The following is a 15,282-nucleotide window of genomic DNA, read 5'->3' on the forward strand; positions in this document are numbered from 1 at the left end:
TAGGGTTTATTTGAGATGCTTATTTTTAAGAGTATGCTTTTATTTTAGGAATGTTTTGATCCGATGAGTCGAAAGCTCAGGTTGTGCTCACTCTTAAGTTGATGGGCATGGTATAGCACCCCAATCTGTTACAATCACATCAATTCCGTGCTTTTTTTTCACATATTTTTTCACCTGATCTTCATCTTCATAATTACAACCACTTAAACATAAGAAACATAACAATAGTAACATTACATTTTTTATTCTTTTCATATAGCACTTTGCCCTCTTTTCGCATAAACAAAATATTCCATATATAAAGAATACTAAATCGTTGAATGTTTTCAAAGAATTAAAATATTTTTACAATCAGTTTATATATTTATTTCTTTTATTAATGGCTCTAATAAATTTTACTATTGATAATCGAATATAATAAAAAGAAACCTAAATTTAAGGTTTCCCATTTTCACCAATAATTCAGATTTTAATAGATATTTTTTAGCCAAGTAATAATTCGTAGTACCTGAACCGGCTCAAACCAAGTAATGAAAAACAGGACAACAAAGAAAAAGATAAGTGATATGAATTTTACTCTTCCATCTTCACGTCTAGCAATTGCTATAAAACTTAGAACCATTCCAATTTAAAAAGAAATATACCCTAATAGGATAATAGGCTCAGAATAGCTATCTATTATCCTATTTAATCCAAATAATAATAGTCCAAAAGTCATCAAGATTATTGGAAATACACTAAATTTTTCCATAATTCAACCTCCAATATAATTTTACTATTTTATGGAGAGAATAATTTTTTATGCGTATGAACAATTACACTATAAAAATAGATAACTCAATTTATTTTTTCATTAAACAACTGCCTTCTTTTATTCCTTCAAAGGATTTCCACTCAATTATCCCGAATATATAAATAACCATTCTCACAAGGAGCGAATTTATATGAATCTATTCGAACACGAAACGTAAAACCGCTTCTCTTTCATAAGAGGTCCTCCCGTTCTCCTTTCTCATCATATCATTCATTGAAAAATAGGAGGACATAATTATGAAACGTGATCCATTATTTTTAACTTTATTAGAAAGTGCAAATACACATTTTAGCGGTTGGGATTTTTCTTTCATTTCAGAAACGGGCCGAATGAAGAGTGAGCCTTTATCATGGTCGTACGGCAGTACCGCTTTCCAGCTTATGCAACGCACTAAATCAATGCTCGATATGGGGACTGGCGGCGGAGAGTTTTTATCTATGTTACAACCGTTCCCGTCAACTATTTATGCTACTGAGGGCTACGCTCCAAACGTGCCAATTGCTCGAAAGAAATTAGAGCCTTTAGGGGTTACTGTTGTAGAGGTGAACGATGATACTGCATTGCCATTTCAAGATGGTCAGTTTAATCTAATCCTAAACCAACATGAATCATATGCTGCTTCTGAAGTAAAAAGAATTCTTTCTCCAAATGGAACATTTCTTACACAACAAGTTGGCGGTCTCGATTGTGCGGAACTTAATGACCAATTTGACACACCACTAAATAGTGAATTTGCAAGTTGGTCGCTTGAAGCGGCATGTAATGAACTACAGGAAAACGGATTTACTATCTTAGAAGCAAAAGAAGAATTCCCTTTCCAACGATTTTATGATATTGGCGCTATCGTCTATTATTTAAAAGCAATTCCATGGAAAATTTCTGATTTTACTGTCAAAAGGTATTATGAGGAATTATATCGTATACATGAAATCATCTTACAAAAAGATTATTTTGATGTGAAGCAACATCGGTTTATCATTAAGGCGATTCGTGACTAACGGAAAGGAGGTGGCAAAGCCACCTCTTTTTTGTTCCGTTTACGTATGTTCTCTACTCTTTCACCATAAGAAAAGTTATATCATACATATTACAATTATGACCAATGAATTGTATTTCTGAAGCATATAATCACCTCGCATATATAATGAGAGTAAAAACGTGATTTTTCACTATCCTCTTCTATTGAGAAACAAGTTGTTTTTCATATCGCTTGTTCGCATCATCTTCTGTCAAACATGCAGTTGTGTAATTAATAATATTCCGGTTATCGTACGTGAATATATGTTTTAACTTATTTTCTTCTGTTAATACTGTCGGTAAGTATTTTGGTAAATTGCTAACTACACCTCTATTATCACCATCTAATATCCAATCAATTTCTTTCCATTCTAATAATCCTTCAGCCGTACGAAATGGTGTATTCATCTGCATGCCATCTGGCAGATCAGCAACGAACACATACATTCCTTCACTAGCCTGGGGCTCATCTTTACCTTTAAAACCAACAGTCCCTTTATACGTTACACTTGAAAGTTCTATACCCGTTTCCTCAAATGTTTCTCTAATTATTCCTTCGTATGGCGTTTCATTCTCTTCTATTTTTCCTCCAACACCATTCCACATCCCCATATTCGGCTTTTTATTTCTATTTAATAGCAATATTTTATCACTTTTTCTAATAAAGCAAATTGTGTATTTGTACATACGATTATTTCCTTTCATTTTCCACATGAGTTATTTGGCTTATTTTCAAGTAAAAACACTCGCCTTACAATTCCTTACTACATAATATATAGTACAACTTTCATGCGTAAACACTTTACGTCAAACGAGAGAAGCCTTTTTAGAAAGGAGAATTTAAAATCGATACTATAAGCAATGAATTTCTAAAACAATATTACGATAGCCTTGTGTGGTTAAAAGATACACATTGGTTTGGAGTTCCAATCTGTAAACTTCCCTCTGATCTCTTTTTGTATCAAGAAATCATTTATGAATTAAAGCCCGATTTAATTATTGAATGCGGGACTTTTCACGGTGGTAGTGCACTGTATTTAGCTTCTATGTTAGATTTAATTGGAAAAGGTCACGTACTTACTATCGATATAACTCCGCAGCCAAATCGGCCATCACATAATCGGATTACGTATTTAACAGCATCTTCTGTTTCTGTGCAGGCCATCCAAACAATAGTAAGCATGCGCAAACCTGATGATGTGATTTTAGTTATTTTAGATTCTGATCATAGTAAAGAGCATGTATCCAAAGAACTCTTACTATATAAATCTATCGTCACTACTGGCAGTTATATAATTGTAGAAGATACCTCCATTAATGGAAATCCGCTTCTTCCCGATTGGGGTCCTGGCCCGATGGAAGCTGTGGATGAGTTTTTAACTAAAAATAATAACTTCATAATCGACGAGTCTAAACATAAATTTTTCATATCATTTAATCCAAAAGGTTTTTTAAAGAAAATAAAGTGAAACTTTAATAAGTGGGGTTTTGCCCATCCCCCCACTTATTCTATCATTTTCATTTTTGAAAATGGATAATATACAAATTCCACCTTGCCAATTATGTTATCTTCTTCAATATATCCTAAGCCATTGCGACTATCTCTACTTACTTCGCGGTTATCTCCCATTACAAATAACTTATTTGGCGGAATTTTTGTCTTTTGAAAGTTATAAAACACTTGTGTGTTGTTAAATAAATCTTTGTTCGTATATGGTTCTTCTTGCTTTTTATCGTTCACATATACCTTTCCGTTCGTTATGTTAATTACATCACCCGGAAGCCCTATTACACGTTTCACATAATATTTCGATTCATCCGCTTCCTTTATAATGACAATTTCTCCGTGTTGTAAATTAGAAAGACGTACTACCGCTTTATTTACAAATACGTAATCTTCTTCATATAAAGTCGGCTGCATCGATTCCCCTTCCACTTTACATAAAGTAAAAGAATGGTAGCCTATTACCATCACCAATATAAATAGTATGTACTTTCCCCAGCCTCTCTTAATTTCCTTTTTCATATCCATTCCCACCTTATAAAGCGCTTTTTAACTCAAAAAATATATCACTGCACAATATGTTTCCATGCAGTGATACTATTTTTATTGTGCTTTGTTCGGTTGTTCTACTGGAATTGAATTTGCATTTGATCTATTTGTTTTTAATTCAAAATACGCATCCAAAATCTCTTTACCAATCGCAGAATTAATTCCTGATTTATCATCATTCACCCATGGTACAACAACTGAAAAAGCTACTTCCGGATCAGCATCATATGGTGCATAACCGGCAAGAGTTAAATTATAACATTTTTTTCGGTTGTTGTTCTCATCTCTTCCAATATCACTTTCTCCACCATATACTGTCTCAGCTGTTCCTGTTTTTCCCGCTGGTTTATATGGTAGACCTTTAAACGTTCCGGTACCTGTTCCGTCAGCTTCTTGAAAAACTCTTCTAAATCCTTCTTTTACATGATTAATGTACGAAGTGTCCATATCCACTCGATTTAATACAACTGGTTCAATCGACCGAACGACTTTTCCTACATCCTCTGGTCTATTCGGTTGCTCTCTAACTTCTTGTACAATTTGTGGTTTCATTCGGTAACCGCCATTTGCAATGGTTGAAATATATTGCGCAAGCTGAAGCGGCGTATATGTATCATACTGTCCAATCGCGTAATCAAGTAAAAATCCGGGTATGTTATCAGTTCTACCTATTTGACCGATTGATTCATTTGGCAGGTCAATACCAGTCGACACACCTAGGCCAAATTGTCTAAAATAGTAGCGCATTTTATTAAATGTTTCTTGTTTAATGTCCAATGGATTGTTTGGGACATAATTAATGCCTGCCATTTTTAAAGCTGTATTAAACATATAAACGTTCGATGACACTTGCAAAGCTCTTAAATCATCAATATCTCCAAATTCTTTCCACGATTTCTTCGGCTTAGAACTTCCTTTAAAATACATTGGCGCATCAAAGAAATGTGTATACGGCTTAATCGCTTCTGTTTGATATCCAGTTAATAAAGTAGCCCCTTTTACAGTTGACCCTAACTCATAAGAACTTGTCATCGTTCCTAATGCATAATCTTCTATTTGCATCCCGCCATCTTTATTTACAATTTTCTTTCCTGCCATTGATAAAATTTGACCGTTTTTCGGATTCATCATTACTACGAACGCACGATCCATCATCGGCTCTGCAGCATGAAAGGCTCGTAAATTCTTTTCAAGGCTTCCCTCTACTCTTTTCTGTAAATCCATATCGACTGTTAACATCAAGTTATTTCCACTTTTTCCTTCAGTCACTTTTTCTGTTCGAACAATCTTCCCTGTTTTATCCATAATATTTTTAGACTGTTCTTTCGTTCCATGTAGTGCATCTTCGTATTGTTTTTCGATGTAACTTTTACCAATACGGTCGTTTCGATTATAATCACGAACTAAATAATAATCTAATTGTTCTCTTGGCAACCCCTCATTTTCATTAGAAACGCTACCTAGTATAGAGCGTAGTATTTTATCATTTGGGTATTCACGTTCCCAATCTACTGTTGTATCTACCCCTGGTAAACTTGCCAACCTTTCACTAACGACAGCATATTCATTTTGACTTACATCTTTTTTAACGATTTGCGGCGTCATTTTATATCCCGCATTCATTTTGCTTTTAATTACTAATACTTCTATATCTTCCTTTGAAAGCTCATTTAATTCTTCTTGCGTAATTCTTTCCCGGCGCAGTTCTTCTACTTTTTTATCTAACTCTTTTCCTTCTATTTCTTGCTTTCTAAATTTACTCTCATCTTCTTTTGTTACTTTCGCCGCTGCCCGCTTTTCATTTAACTGCATCCAAAAATCTTTCTTATCTGTCTCTGTTAACTTATCCATGTCCTCTTGCGACATTTCAATTAGCTTAGCTAAATCTCTTGCTACTTGTAAAACTTCTTTCGAGTCTACTCCTCTCATTTTCGTATATGTAACGGTTCGTAATGGTTTATTATTTACAATAACGTGACCTTGCCGATCAAACATTTTCCCTCTAGGAACGGGAGTGCTTACCGTTACATCTTCCTTTTTATTTACTTCATTTCTATACGTTTCTCCATCAATGATTTGTACTTTACCTAATTGAATTATAATAGCTGAAAATAAAAGAAAGACAATAAAAAATAGTACATTTAACCGAAATGGAATATGAGTCTTTTTCTTTTTCGATTGTTTTTTCTGCTCCTTTTTCTGTCTCATTTCGCTCCCTCGCTTCATTCTATTAACATTTCTACGCAAAATCATTATGTATCAAATTTATTTATATGATATATATAGAATTTTATATTAATTATAAAAGAAATAAAAGATTTAATTTTCAGTTTTTTCGTTTTTACATCCTATTTATTACCATTCCCTTAATGCACAATAACATGAATATTATTCTAAAAGAAAAATAGGGCAAATTGATTTTTATAAATTATAGAGATGTTGTTACTACGTTATCAAAATGTTTTCATATGGCTTAAAACAGTGATTACTCAAATAAAAAACTGAGGCAGATACCTCAGTTTTTTCGATAACTTATTTCATTGAAGATAACCCTTCAACAAACTCACCAATCTTATTTTGAAAAACAAAATCAAAGTTATATTCCTGTCCTGTTAACTCTTCATTTACTAAAATAGTTGTTGCTCCTACTTCCCTCTTTGCAATTTGCGGGAATGAAGCGACAGGCTGTACTTTTAGTGATGTTCCCATAACGATAAGCACATCTGTTTCATATAAACGTTTGATAGCATTTTGATATTGCGGCAATGTATCTCCGTATAAAACAACGTCTGGATTTAAAATGAAATTACACTTCTCACAACGCGGTACTTCATGATCAATCATATACTGTAAATCATAGCCTGATTTACATTTTGGACAATGTGCTGTTTGAAGTGTTCCATGTAAATCGATGACATGCTTACTGCCACCTAATTGATGTAAACCGTCAATATTTTGCGTTAAAATCGTAATATCTTTCCCTTGTTCTTCTAGCGCAGCTAAAAAGCGATGTCCACGATTTGGTTTATATTGATGGAACGTATTAATTTGAAAGATTTCTTTATAATGCTTCCAAAACTCTTTCGGACTTCGATTATAATACCCTCTTGATAAATACATCTCCACATTCGCATCAGCATACAACCCATTTGCTGAACGAAAATCTGGAATACCACTTTCCGTACTTGCACCAGCGCCTGTTAATACTGTAATTTTCTTCGCTTTTTCTAAAATTGAACGTACTTCTTCAAATTGTTGCACAAAAATCACCTCTATGTATTTTCCTATTCTTATTATACCAGTTGTTTACAGGAGGTGTTGTACAATTCATTTTACTTAATGCGTTGCGCCCCCAACCTCTACAATATCTACCTTAACTGTCGTCGTTACTTCGATTGCCAATTCTATCCCCTTACGAATAGTAGAAAGTGACATACTCGGTTGCCCTGGATAATTACTCGCTTGTTCTGGTAAAAACGGAATATGAATGAATCCGCCTTTTATTTTCTTATCATGTTTCTCTAGTTCATGCATAAGTCCATAGAATAAGTGATTACAAACGAATGTGCCTGCCGTCTGTGAAACAGATGACGGTATACCCTCTTCGCGAAGTTTTTTTACGATTGCTTTCATCGGAAGTGTAGACCAATACGCAATCGCTCCTTCTTCTACAACCGGTACATCTACCGGCTGATTCCCTTCATTGTCAGCGATTCTTGCATCATCAATATTAATTGCGATACGTTCTATCGTAATATCTGGTCTGCCCCCAGCTTGTCCAATGCATATAATAATTTCCGGCGCTAGTTCTTCTATATACTCTTTTAATACGCTTATTGATTTATGAAATACAGTTGGTACTTGTTTGCTTATTATCTTGTATTCTCCAATTGTTTTTTCATGCAAACCTTTTGCTACTTCCCAAGCTGGATTGATATTTTCTCCGCCGAACGGATCAAACCCTGTTAATAATACTGTTTTCATAGTTTTATCCTCCTAATTAGAAACGATATACTAGGCCGTACATAATAAACATATTTATGATAAAAATTGAAAGAGCAATTGGTACTTGCGCTTTAATAACCGCATTTTTATCCTTTAGCTCTAAAAGCATCGCAGGTACGATATTAAAGTTTGCTGCCATTGGTGTAAGCAGCGTCCCGCAATATCCAGCAAACATACCGAGCGCTGCCATAATTGCTGGGTTTCCGCCGTGCATTTGAACTATTAAAGGTAAGCCAATTCCGCCAGTAATAACAGCAAACGCTGCGAATGCATTTCCCATTACGACTGTAAATAGCATCATGCCTAAACAGTACGCCATAACGGCAACGAACGGATACTCTGTCGGTAGCACTTGTCCGACTAAGTCTGAAACAACTTGTCCAACGCCAGACTTCGCGAATATACCGCCAAGTGCTGCTAACATTTGTGGTAAAATTACAGCCCAGCCAACAGCTTGTAATAGTCTGCTTCCTTCTTGTACAGGTGTTGTTATTTTTGATTTTGTAATACGCATCGCCGCAACAAATGCGAGTAATGCACCAAGCGCTAGTGCAACTAATGTTACTTTATCTGGATCAACAAGAGAGACATTTCCCCATTTAATTTTCCCTAAGGTCAACGTACCGATAATTGTAAAAATAGGAATTAATAGTGCAGGCATAAAAATTTTATTTTTTAATTTCTCAGCATGTTTCACACGTTCTTGTACTGGAACTTCTTTTTCCTCTGATTTTGTTACTTTATTTAGCGAGGCTAAAACGACCATAGCGAGCACGATACAGCCAACGTAAAACGAAGGAATTACATTTCCAAATAAAAATGTAACTGCAAACAATGCCCAAAATAAACTAGAACCGAATCTGTTTGGATGTTCACGATCGAATGCGATACGAACAGCGATAAAAGCAACGATTATCCCTAATACATAATAGATTGTATCCATTGTGATGATGTTCATATTAAATTGCCTCCTTCTCTTCTTTTCCTTCTGCCTTCATTGTTTTCTCTATATATTTATCAAACCTTCTAAATCTAATCCAGCTTACAATAAGTGCAGATATTGCTGTCGGAATGCCCCAAAGTGCCATATCCCATACTCCGACATGCATACCTACTGAATCGAAGAATCCTTTCATTAATAAAATAGCTCCAGTTGCGATGAAAATATCTTCTCCGAAAAACCAAGCTGTATTTTCAGCAGCTGCTGCGTTTGCTTTAATCTTTTCTCTTAATTTTTCAGGAAGTTTACCGTATTTACCTTGCGCGGCCCCTTCTGCCATCGGTGCAACGAGCGGCCTTACTGTTTGCGCATGCCCACCAATATTAAGCCCTAGTGCTGCTGATGATTCTCTTATCGTAAAATATGACATTAATACTCTTCCAGTTGTTGCTCCTTTTGATTTCGTTATAAGTGCTTCTGCTCTTTCTTTTAAACCGTAACGCTCTAAAATTCCGATTACCGGTAAAGTTAATATAATTGGCATAGACATATATCTATTTTCTATGAAAAATTTACCGAACATGCTGATCACATCATAAAAACTTAATCCTGAAACCATACCAGTAACAATACCTGCAACCATAACTACTAAAAGTGTATTTAATCTAAATAAAAAGCCCACTGCAACAAGTAGTATTCCGATTAATTTAATCATCCCAGCACTTCCCCCTATTTTTTATTTCGGTGCACAAATAGAAATATCATTAAGTTTGAATGTTCTGTATATTCTTTTTGCAAATTGCACTGCTTTTTCCCCATCACCGTGTAAACAAATTGTTTGCGCCTGAACTGCTACTTTCTCTCCATTGACCGCATTTACATGGCCTTCTTTCACCATTTGAAGTACTTGCTTTATCGCTTCGTCTTCATCTTTTATAAGCGCATTTTCTTCTGTACGGCTCGTTAATGTACCATCTTGCTTATATGTACGATCCGCAAAAGCCTCTTGTACAAGAGTTACTTTGTATTTTTCTGCAGCCTGTATAAACGCCTCGCTATTTGCTAATCCATAAAGTAATAGACTTGGATTTATATGATAAATTGCCTTTGCAATTGCATCTGCAATTTCCGGATTAGACGCCGCCATATTATATAAGGCACCGTGCGGCTTTACATGCTGCATTTTCCCGCCTGCCGCTTTCACAAATGCGTCTAATGCGCCTGTTTGATATAGAACATAATCGTATACTTCACTTGCTGAAACATTCATGTTTCTTCTACCAAATCCAATTAAATCAGGAAATCCAGGATGCGCCCCTATTGCTACGTTATGCTCCAAAGCTTTTTCAACAGTTTGACGCATAATAGACGGATCACCCGCATGAAAACCGCAAGCAACGTTTATAGAGGAAACGAACGGAAGAATCTCATCATCATTCCCCATTTTATAAGCGCCAAAACTTTCTCCTAAATCACAGTTTAAATCGATTGTAGTCATAATGTATTCCTCCTAATTTCAGCTTCGTAAAGCGATGAATTTCTTTAATAAATTCATATTTACTTCTTGTTCTATGTACAATTGTTCCGCTTCTTCAAGCGTAATTTTCTCAAAAGAAACATAGTCCCCCGGCTTTAGCTGGGCAAGAAGAGGTAAATCTACTGAAATGATATTTCCCATTCTCGGATAGCCACCTGTCGTTTGCCTATCTGCCATTAATATAATCGGCTGTCCACCATTAGGAACTTGAATGGTTCCAAATGTAACAGGACTCGATAAAATCTCTTTTTCTTCATTCCTATTTAAAACCTCTCCCTCAACCCTATAGCCCATACGGTCAGCATAATTAGATACCTTATACTCTTTCGTAAAAAATGCCTTTCTACTTTCTTCTGTAAATTGATCGTATTCAAAGTCAGTTATGACACGAAGCTTTGAATGTTTCTTATACTTTGGTAGTACGCTGTTGCTAATTGCCCATTTCGTTTTTATTCTCGCATCTTTTTGTAAGTCTAGAATGAAACGACTCGCCATTTCTGGTTGTGCACCAATTTGGAAGTAGTCACCCTTTTTCAGCATTCTTCCTTCTATACCACCAATCGCAGCACGTATGTACGTACTTTTGCTTCCCATTGTACGCTCAATATATATACCACCCGCAAAAGTTACATACGCTCTGCAACCACTTTTCACTTTTCCAAAACAAAGCATACTACCTTCTTCCGCTAAAATGGGACGCCATAACGGGATACGTTCTCCATTCAATAACGGTTCCATATCTGCTCCGCCAATCGCAAGTAAAGTCGTTTTCTTTATTAACAATTTAGGTCCCATAATCGTCATTTCGAGTCCCGCTTCATTCTCTTCATTACCAACTAACATATTGATCATCCGAAGTGCACTTTGATCCATCACCCCGCCAACTGGCACACCGTATTGTTGATAATGAGATCGCCCTAAATCTTGGACTGTTGTAAACATTCCCGCATGCAAAACCTCTACATCCATTTTTTAGCCCCCTCAAGCGATACGTACTCTTCCTTCGTTATTGGAATAAATCGTAAATACATACCACTTTGAATATATGTTGGTATTTCTTCTTCCGGATTAAATAATGAAATAGGAGTTCGGCCGATAATATTCCATCCTCCTGGTGTTTCAAGCGGATATATACCTGTTTGATTTCCGCCAATACCTACTGAACCAGGAGAGATTTGTAACCGTGGTGTTTCTTTTCTAGGTGTTTCTAATTCTTTTGAAAGTCCTCCTAAATACGGGAACCCTGGTGTAAAACCTAGCATATATACAAAATATGTAGTTTCACTATGTATTCGAATCACATCTTCTACTTGTAAACCGTGATAATGCGCGACTTCTTCTAAATCAGGTCCATATTCTCCCCCGTAGCACACTGGTATAGAAATATGTTTCACATCCTGTTTTACTTCTTCTTTATAAGAATCACACAGCTCCTTTATATACTGGCGAACGTAATCATGTGACCTTTCACTTCTCTCATTTCCCTTCCATACTTCGTATACATTGTAGTAAACAGCTAATGAAGTAAACGACGGAACGCACTCTATCATTCCTGCAAACGGATGTTGCTGCAGTGCTTGAAATAACCGCTGTACTTTCTCATATATATCCCTCTTAATTTCTTCACCAAATGTAACAATAATTGCTTGATCCCCTAACGCAGAAAATTTCATCCTACTCCCTCTTTCTATGCCAAAAAGCCGAGTTCTTTCGAAATGCGATGCGCTGTTTCTTTCACCTTCGCAATAAAATATGAAATGTTACTTTCGTTGTACTCAATTGCTAATCCCGAAATACTAATGCCTGCTACAACCGTTCCATCGCTCGCGAAAATGGGTGCTGCTATCGCGGCTGTATGATTTTCTAACTCAGAATAACTAATGGTGTAGCCTTCCTTTTTTGCCATTTGCAACACTTCTAACAATTGTTTCTTATCCACGATTGTTCCATCTGCAAACTGTTTTAAATCCACTTCCTCTATGTATCTCCGTTTCTCTTCCTCAGAGAAATACGATAGTAAAATTCTTGGACATGCGCCAGCATAAAGCGGTGCTCTTCTTCCAACCGCCGTATACACGCGTACCGGCTGAACACCTTCCATTTTTTCAACATAAATTGCGTCATTTCCATCCTGAATTATTAAATTAACTGCCTGTCCTAAACTATCTCTAAGTTCTTTCATATAAGGAATTGCTATATTTCTTACTGATAATCGGTGTGAAACAAGTTGACCGAACCGTAAAAATACGACCCCTAAACGATATTTCCCCTTTTCGTTTTTTTGTAAAAACTCCATCTCTTCCAACGAACCAATTAAACGATAAACAGATGTTTTCGGCATATTTGTAAGCTGAACCATCTCAGTTAAACTTAGCTCTTCATGCTCATAAAACAACTCTAAAATATCCATTGTCTTAACTGCCGTTTTATTTATACTCATTCTATCTCCCTTTCGTTCCGAATTACGGAACTTAAATTCCGTTTTTCGAAACAAACATATAATTTAAAATTATAAAATATTCTTTCAATTCAATCAATAGATTTTAAGCAAATAAAAAAGTATGGAAGAATATCTCTCCCATACTTCACCACACTTTATAACGCTCTTACTTGTTCCAACGGCCAGAAAACAGCTTGTCCTTTTCCGACAATTTCATCTTCTGAAATAAAGCCAAACATGCGACCATCCTTAGAAACTTCACGATTATCCCCTAAAACAAATACTTGGCCTTCTGGCACTTTCGTTTTCCCAGTGATTTGTTCTAACGTAAAGTCTGGAGTTAATACACGGCCTACTGCTTTTTCTTTAAACTGTTTTAAATATGGTTCTTCCATCGCTTTTCCGTTTACATATAAAACATCATTTTTATACTCAACTGTATCGCCTGGCAAACCAATTACTCGTTTTACTAAATCGTATCCTTCTTTCCCGTGGAAGACGATAATATCAAAGCGATCTAATCCACTTATACTATAACCAATCTTATTCACGAGAACTCTTTCGTTATTTTTTAAAGTGGGCATCATTGATTCACCTTGTACTAAAGAAGGTGTAAATAAAACACCGCGAATAATAGCAATTAATACAAGGGTAAAACCTATCGTTTTAGCCCAAGAGAATAATTCTTTCTTCGTATTTTCCTTCATCGTTTCTCCTCTTTCTTAAGCACTTATTTTATTATTTCAACTAATTCTTGTACTAAATTAGGATCTATTTCAGAAAAACATGATTTTCCTTCTCTTACCGCTGTACCGACATGCGCCTGCGTGATTCCAGTTTCATCTAGCAATCGCTTTATATTTTCTTTCGTCACGCCAGCTCCAGCTACAAGCTGAATTTGACCATCACTTACCTTTTGCATTTCTGTAAGCACCGGAATATTCTCTACTATATTTCCTTGTCCACCTGAAGTTAAAACGTGAGTCACTTTATGAAACTTCTTTAAAGTGCTCATCGCTTCTACTGGATTTTTTATATCATCTATCGCACGGTGGTACGTTACATTTATTCCATCTACAACAGATAGTAAATCCGCTAATTTCTCTTCATCCACTTCATTTCGTTCGTTTAATACGCCTAATACTACACCAGCTGCTCCTAACTTCTGTGCAACTATAATATCTTCTTTCATCATTTCAATTTCTTCTTCCGTATATGTAAAAGACTTCGCATGCGGACGAATCATAACATGAATTGGTATACTTACCACTTCTACCGCTTTTTTTATAAAAGCATAACTCGGTGTTAAACCACCTTCTGTATAAGATGAAATTAATTCAATCCGCTTCCCGCCAGCACTTTCAATTCGTTTTACATCTTCTAAACATGTTGCAATAACCTCTAGCATGAGATGACCTCTTTTCGTGCTTTTTTCTTATTATAACATTAGTAAAAATAAGAAGCCTAGCTTTCTCCTTTAAAACTTAAAAAAGAAGAATGAAAAGAAAGATTTTTTATTGGCAACGATTATTGGTAACATCCTATTATTCATGTACACTCCTACCATAATGAAAAAAACCGTCATTTTGACGGATTTTTCTAATTTCAAGCTTTTCTTTCCTCAGTTTTCAGATCAATGCCTAATTGATCTTCCAATAACTTTACACCTTTCTTTGTAAGATGGACAGCTCGGTTCTTATCCGTTTTCGTAATCCATCCCTGTTCAAAAAGCAGTTTTGCAATTGCAGACCCTAACCAACCAGAAATATGGTAACACCGTTCACTCCAATCAAGGCAAGGTTTTGCAAATACCCTCCTTTTTGTATCTGCCTCATCAACATTTATTCCAAAATTCAGAAACCATTTCTTACCTTGTTCCGTTACAATGTATTCTCCACCCTCTAAAATTATAAATTGCCTATCTAGTAATTTTTCAGTTATCTCTACACCGAGTTTGCCTGCAAGATGATCATAACAAGTTCGAGCATAACGAATTTGTTTTAGTTGGGTTGATTGTTTTAAAGAGCGAACTTGAACTGTTGGTGCAATTGTCCCTAACTTTTCAAGCACTTCGGCAACTTCTTGATTAGCAAGTCGATAGTAACGATGTCTACCATGTTGTTCAACTGTAAGTAAATTCCCTTCTACTAATTTAGAAAGATGCGAACTAATTGTTGGATGTGACACTTTTGCCATATAAGCCAATTCACTAGCAGGTAGTGCCTGATTATTCATTAGACAATCTAAGATGATTGCTCTTGTAGGTTCAGCAATTAGTTTAGCTATATATGAGATATTCGGATATACATTCATATTTCGATGATACCCTAACTATTAAATTGATACAATTATTTTAAGTTTAATAGTAAAGACCTGCGGTAGTATGTCAACTGAAAAATAATATCTTTTGAAGTTATCAAAGGACAAATTGCTTAAAAAAGACATCACGAAACTAGACCAGTATTTTATGTAAAAT

16 protein-coding genes and 2 pseudogenes are annotated in these 15,282 nt (G+C 35.5%); 2 read left to right on the forward strand and 16 right to left on the reverse strand.

Features of this window, described 5'->3' with window-relative positions; all coding sequences use genetic code 11:
- Positions 1-111: 111 nt before the first annotated feature.
- Both MR168_RS27750 and MR168_RS33780 read right to left on the reverse strand, forming a co-directional pair.
- Positions 112-291 (reverse strand): annotated as a pseudogene (locus MR168_RS27750) (hypothetical protein); the annotation flags it as partial.
- Between the two features lie 178 nt (positions 292-469).
- Positions 470-751, reverse strand: a pseudogene (locus tag MR168_RS33780) (hypothetical protein).
- Between the two features lie 299 nt (positions 752-1,050).
- On the opposite strand from MR168_RS33780, the gene MR168_RS27755 reads away from it, so the two are divergent.
- A complete protein-coding gene (locus MR168_RS27755; RefSeq protein ID WP_086411907.1) occupies positions 1,051-1,812 on the forward strand; it encodes a class I SAM-dependent methyltransferase in 762 nt (253 codons plus the stop codon).
- 181 nt (positions 1,813-1,993) lie between these two features.
- Here MR168_RS27755 and MR168_RS27760 read toward each other — a convergent pair whose 3' ends face one another.
- Positions 1,994-2,536: an NUDIX hydrolase gene (locus MR168_RS27760; RefSeq protein ID WP_006926046.1), complete on the reverse strand. Its 543-nt coding sequence runs from the start codon at positions 2,534-2,536 to the stop codon at positions 1,994-1,996.
- 140 nt (positions 2,537-2,676) lie between these two features.
- Here MR168_RS27760 and MR168_RS27765 point away from each other — a divergent pair, with 140 nt between their 5' ends.
- On the forward strand, positions 2,677-3,300 hold the full coding sequence (locus MR168_RS27765) for a cephalosporin hydroxylase family protein (RefSeq protein WP_268258618.1): 624 nt from the start codon (positions 2,677-2,679) through the stop codon (positions 3,298-3,300).
- Between the two features lie 35 nt (positions 3,301-3,335).
- On the opposite strand, the gene lepB (MR168_RS27770) is transcribed toward MR168_RS27765, so the two are convergent.
- The 13 genes from lepB (MR168_RS27770) to MR168_RS27830 all read right to left on the reverse strand — a co-directional run bounded on the left by lepB (MR168_RS27770) (position 3,336) and on the right by MR168_RS27830 (position 15,119).
- The gene (gene lepB, locus MR168_RS27770; RefSeq protein ID WP_016122761.1) at positions 3,336-3,857 is read right to left on the reverse strand and encodes a signal peptidase I; all 522 of its coding nucleotides are present in this window, start codon (positions 3,855-3,857) and stop codon (positions 3,336-3,338) included.
- A gap of 81 nt (positions 3,858-3,938) precedes the next feature.
- A complete protein-coding gene (locus tag MR168_RS27775) occupies positions 3,939-6,092 on the reverse strand; it encodes a peptidoglycan D,D-transpeptidase FtsI family protein (protein ID WP_001249192.1) in 2,154 nt (717 codons plus the stop codon).
- 324 nt (positions 6,093-6,416) lie between these two features.
- Positions 6,417-7,145, reverse strand: coding sequence for an NAD-dependent protein deacylase (locus MR168_RS27780; RefSeq protein ID WP_001183793.1), 729 nt, complete (start codon positions 7,143-7,145; stop codon positions 6,417-6,419).
- A 75-nt stretch (positions 7,146-7,220) separates the two neighbouring features.
- Complete coding sequence (pcp, locus tag MR168_RS27785; protein WP_000859708.1) at positions 7,221-7,868, reverse strand: pyroglutamyl-peptidase I; 648 nt, start codon at positions 7,866-7,868, stop codon at positions 7,221-7,223.
- Between the two features lie 16 nt (positions 7,869-7,884).
- Entirely contained in the window at positions 7,885-8,847 is a 963-nt protein-coding gene (locus tag MR168_RS27790; RefSeq protein ID WP_001021658.1) for a DUF979 domain-containing protein, read from the reverse strand.
- A 1-nt stretch (position 8,848) separates the two neighbouring features.
- Positions 8,849-9,544: a DUF969 domain-containing protein gene (locus tag MR168_RS27795; RefSeq protein ID WP_000593392.1), complete on the reverse strand. Its 696-nt coding sequence runs from the start codon at positions 9,542-9,544 to the stop codon at positions 8,849-8,851.
- Positions 9,545-9,565: 21 nt separating this feature from the next.
- Positions 9,566-10,327, reverse strand: coding sequence for a 5-oxoprolinase subunit PxpA (gene pxpA, locus MR168_RS27800; RefSeq protein WP_000207317.1), 762 nt, complete (start codon positions 10,325-10,327; stop codon positions 9,566-9,568).
- A gap of 18 nt (positions 10,328-10,345) precedes the next feature.
- On the reverse strand, positions 10,346-11,335 hold the full coding sequence (locus MR168_RS27805) for a 5-oxoprolinase subunit C family protein (protein WP_086411961.1): 990 nt from the start codon (positions 11,333-11,335) through the stop codon (positions 10,346-10,348).
- Positions 11,326-12,039 carry a 5-oxoprolinase subunit PxpB gene (pxpB, locus tag MR168_RS27810; RefSeq protein ID WP_000672280.1) on the reverse strand — a complete coding sequence of 238 codons (714 nt, stop codon included), beginning with the start codon at positions 12,037-12,039 and terminating at the stop codon, positions 11,326-11,328. The genes MR168_RS27805 and pxpB overlap by 10 nt, the downstream gene beginning before the upstream one ends.
- Positions 12,040-12,053: 14 nt before the next feature.
- Positions 12,054-12,806 (reverse strand): IclR family transcriptional regulator, encoded by a 753-nt coding sequence (locus MR168_RS27815; protein ID WP_000026361.1) that lies wholly within the window; start codon positions 12,804-12,806, stop codon positions 12,054-12,056.
- Between the two features lie 155 nt (positions 12,807-12,961).
- Entirely contained in the window at positions 12,962-13,513 is a 552-nt protein-coding gene (lepB, locus tag MR168_RS27820) for a signal peptidase I (protein ID WP_000662501.1), read from the reverse strand.
- Positions 13,514-13,536: 23 nt separating this feature from the next.
- The gene (locus MR168_RS27825) at positions 13,537-14,214 is read right to left on the reverse strand and encodes a copper homeostasis protein CutC (protein ID WP_000895119.1); all 678 of its coding nucleotides are present in this window, start codon (positions 14,212-14,214) and stop codon (positions 13,537-13,539) included.
- Positions 14,215-14,411: 197 nt separating this feature from the next.
- Positions 14,412-15,119: an ArsR/SmtB family transcription factor gene (locus tag MR168_RS27830; RefSeq protein WP_086411962.1), complete on the reverse strand. Its 708-nt coding sequence runs from the start codon at positions 15,117-15,119 to the stop codon at positions 14,412-14,414.
- Between the last annotated feature and the right edge of the window lie 163 nt (positions 15,120-15,282).

This window comes from Bacillus cereus group sp. BfR-BA-01356, assembly GCF_022663635.1.
Classification (GTDB): Bacteria; Bacillota; Bacilli; order Bacillales; family Bacillaceae_G; genus Bacillus_A; species Bacillus_A cereus.

What these genes read in the sequence shown, in the direction of transcription:
- MR168_RS27755 (WP_086411907.1), top strand. Translation starts at nt 1,051, where the DNA reads ATGAAACGTGATCCATTATTTTTAACTTTATTAGAAAGTGCAAATACA.
- MR168_RS27760 (WP_006926046.1), bottom strand. Translation starts at nt 2,536, where the DNA reads ATGAAAGGAAATAATCGTATGTACAAATACACAATTTGCTTTATTAGA.
- lepB (WP_016122761.1), bottom strand. Translation starts at nt 3,857, where the DNA reads ATGAAAAAGGAAATTAAGAGAGGCTGGGGAAAGTACATACTATTTATA.
- MR168_RS27775 (WP_001249192.1), bottom strand. Translation starts at nt 6,092, where the DNA reads ATGAGACAGAAAAAGGAGCAGAAAAAACAATCGAAAAAGAAAAAGACT.
- pcp (WP_000859708.1), bottom strand. Translation starts at nt 7,868, where the DNA reads ATGAAAACAGTATTATTAACAGGGTTTGATCCGTTCGGCGGAGAAAAT.
- MR168_RS27790 (WP_001021658.1), bottom strand. Translation starts at nt 8,847, where the DNA reads ATGAACATCATCACAATGGATACAATCTATTATGTATTAGGGATAATC.
- MR168_RS27795 (WP_000593392.1), bottom strand. Translation starts at nt 9,544, where the DNA reads ATGATTAAATTAATCGGAATACTACTTGTTGCAGTGGGCTTTTTATTT.
- pxpA (WP_000207317.1), bottom strand. Translation starts at nt 10,327, where the DNA reads ATGACTACAATCGATTTAAACTGTGATTTAGGAGAAAGTTTTGGCGCT.
- MR168_RS27805 (WP_086411961.1), bottom strand. Translation starts at nt 11,335, where the DNA reads ATGGATGTAGAGGTTTTGCATGCGGGAATGTTTACAACAGTCCAAGAT.
- pxpB (WP_000672280.1), bottom strand. Translation starts at nt 12,039, where the DNA reads ATGAAATTTTCTGCGTTAGGGGATCAAGCAATTATTGTTACATTTGGT.
- MR168_RS27815 (WP_000026361.1), bottom strand. Translation starts at nt 12,806, where the DNA reads ATGAGTATAAATAAAACGGCAGTTAAGACAATGGATATTTTAGAGTTG.
- lepB (WP_000662501.1), bottom strand. Translation starts at nt 13,513, where the DNA reads ATGAAGGAAAATACGAAGAAAGAATTATTCTCTTGGGCTAAAACGATA.
- MR168_RS27825 (WP_000895119.1), bottom strand. Translation starts at nt 14,214, where the DNA reads ATGCTAGAGGTTATTGCAACATGTTTAGAAGATGTAAAACGAATTGAA.
- MR168_RS27830 (WP_086411962.1), bottom strand. Translation starts at nt 15,119, where the DNA reads ATGAATGTATATCCGAATATCTCATATATAGCTAAACTAATTGCTGAA.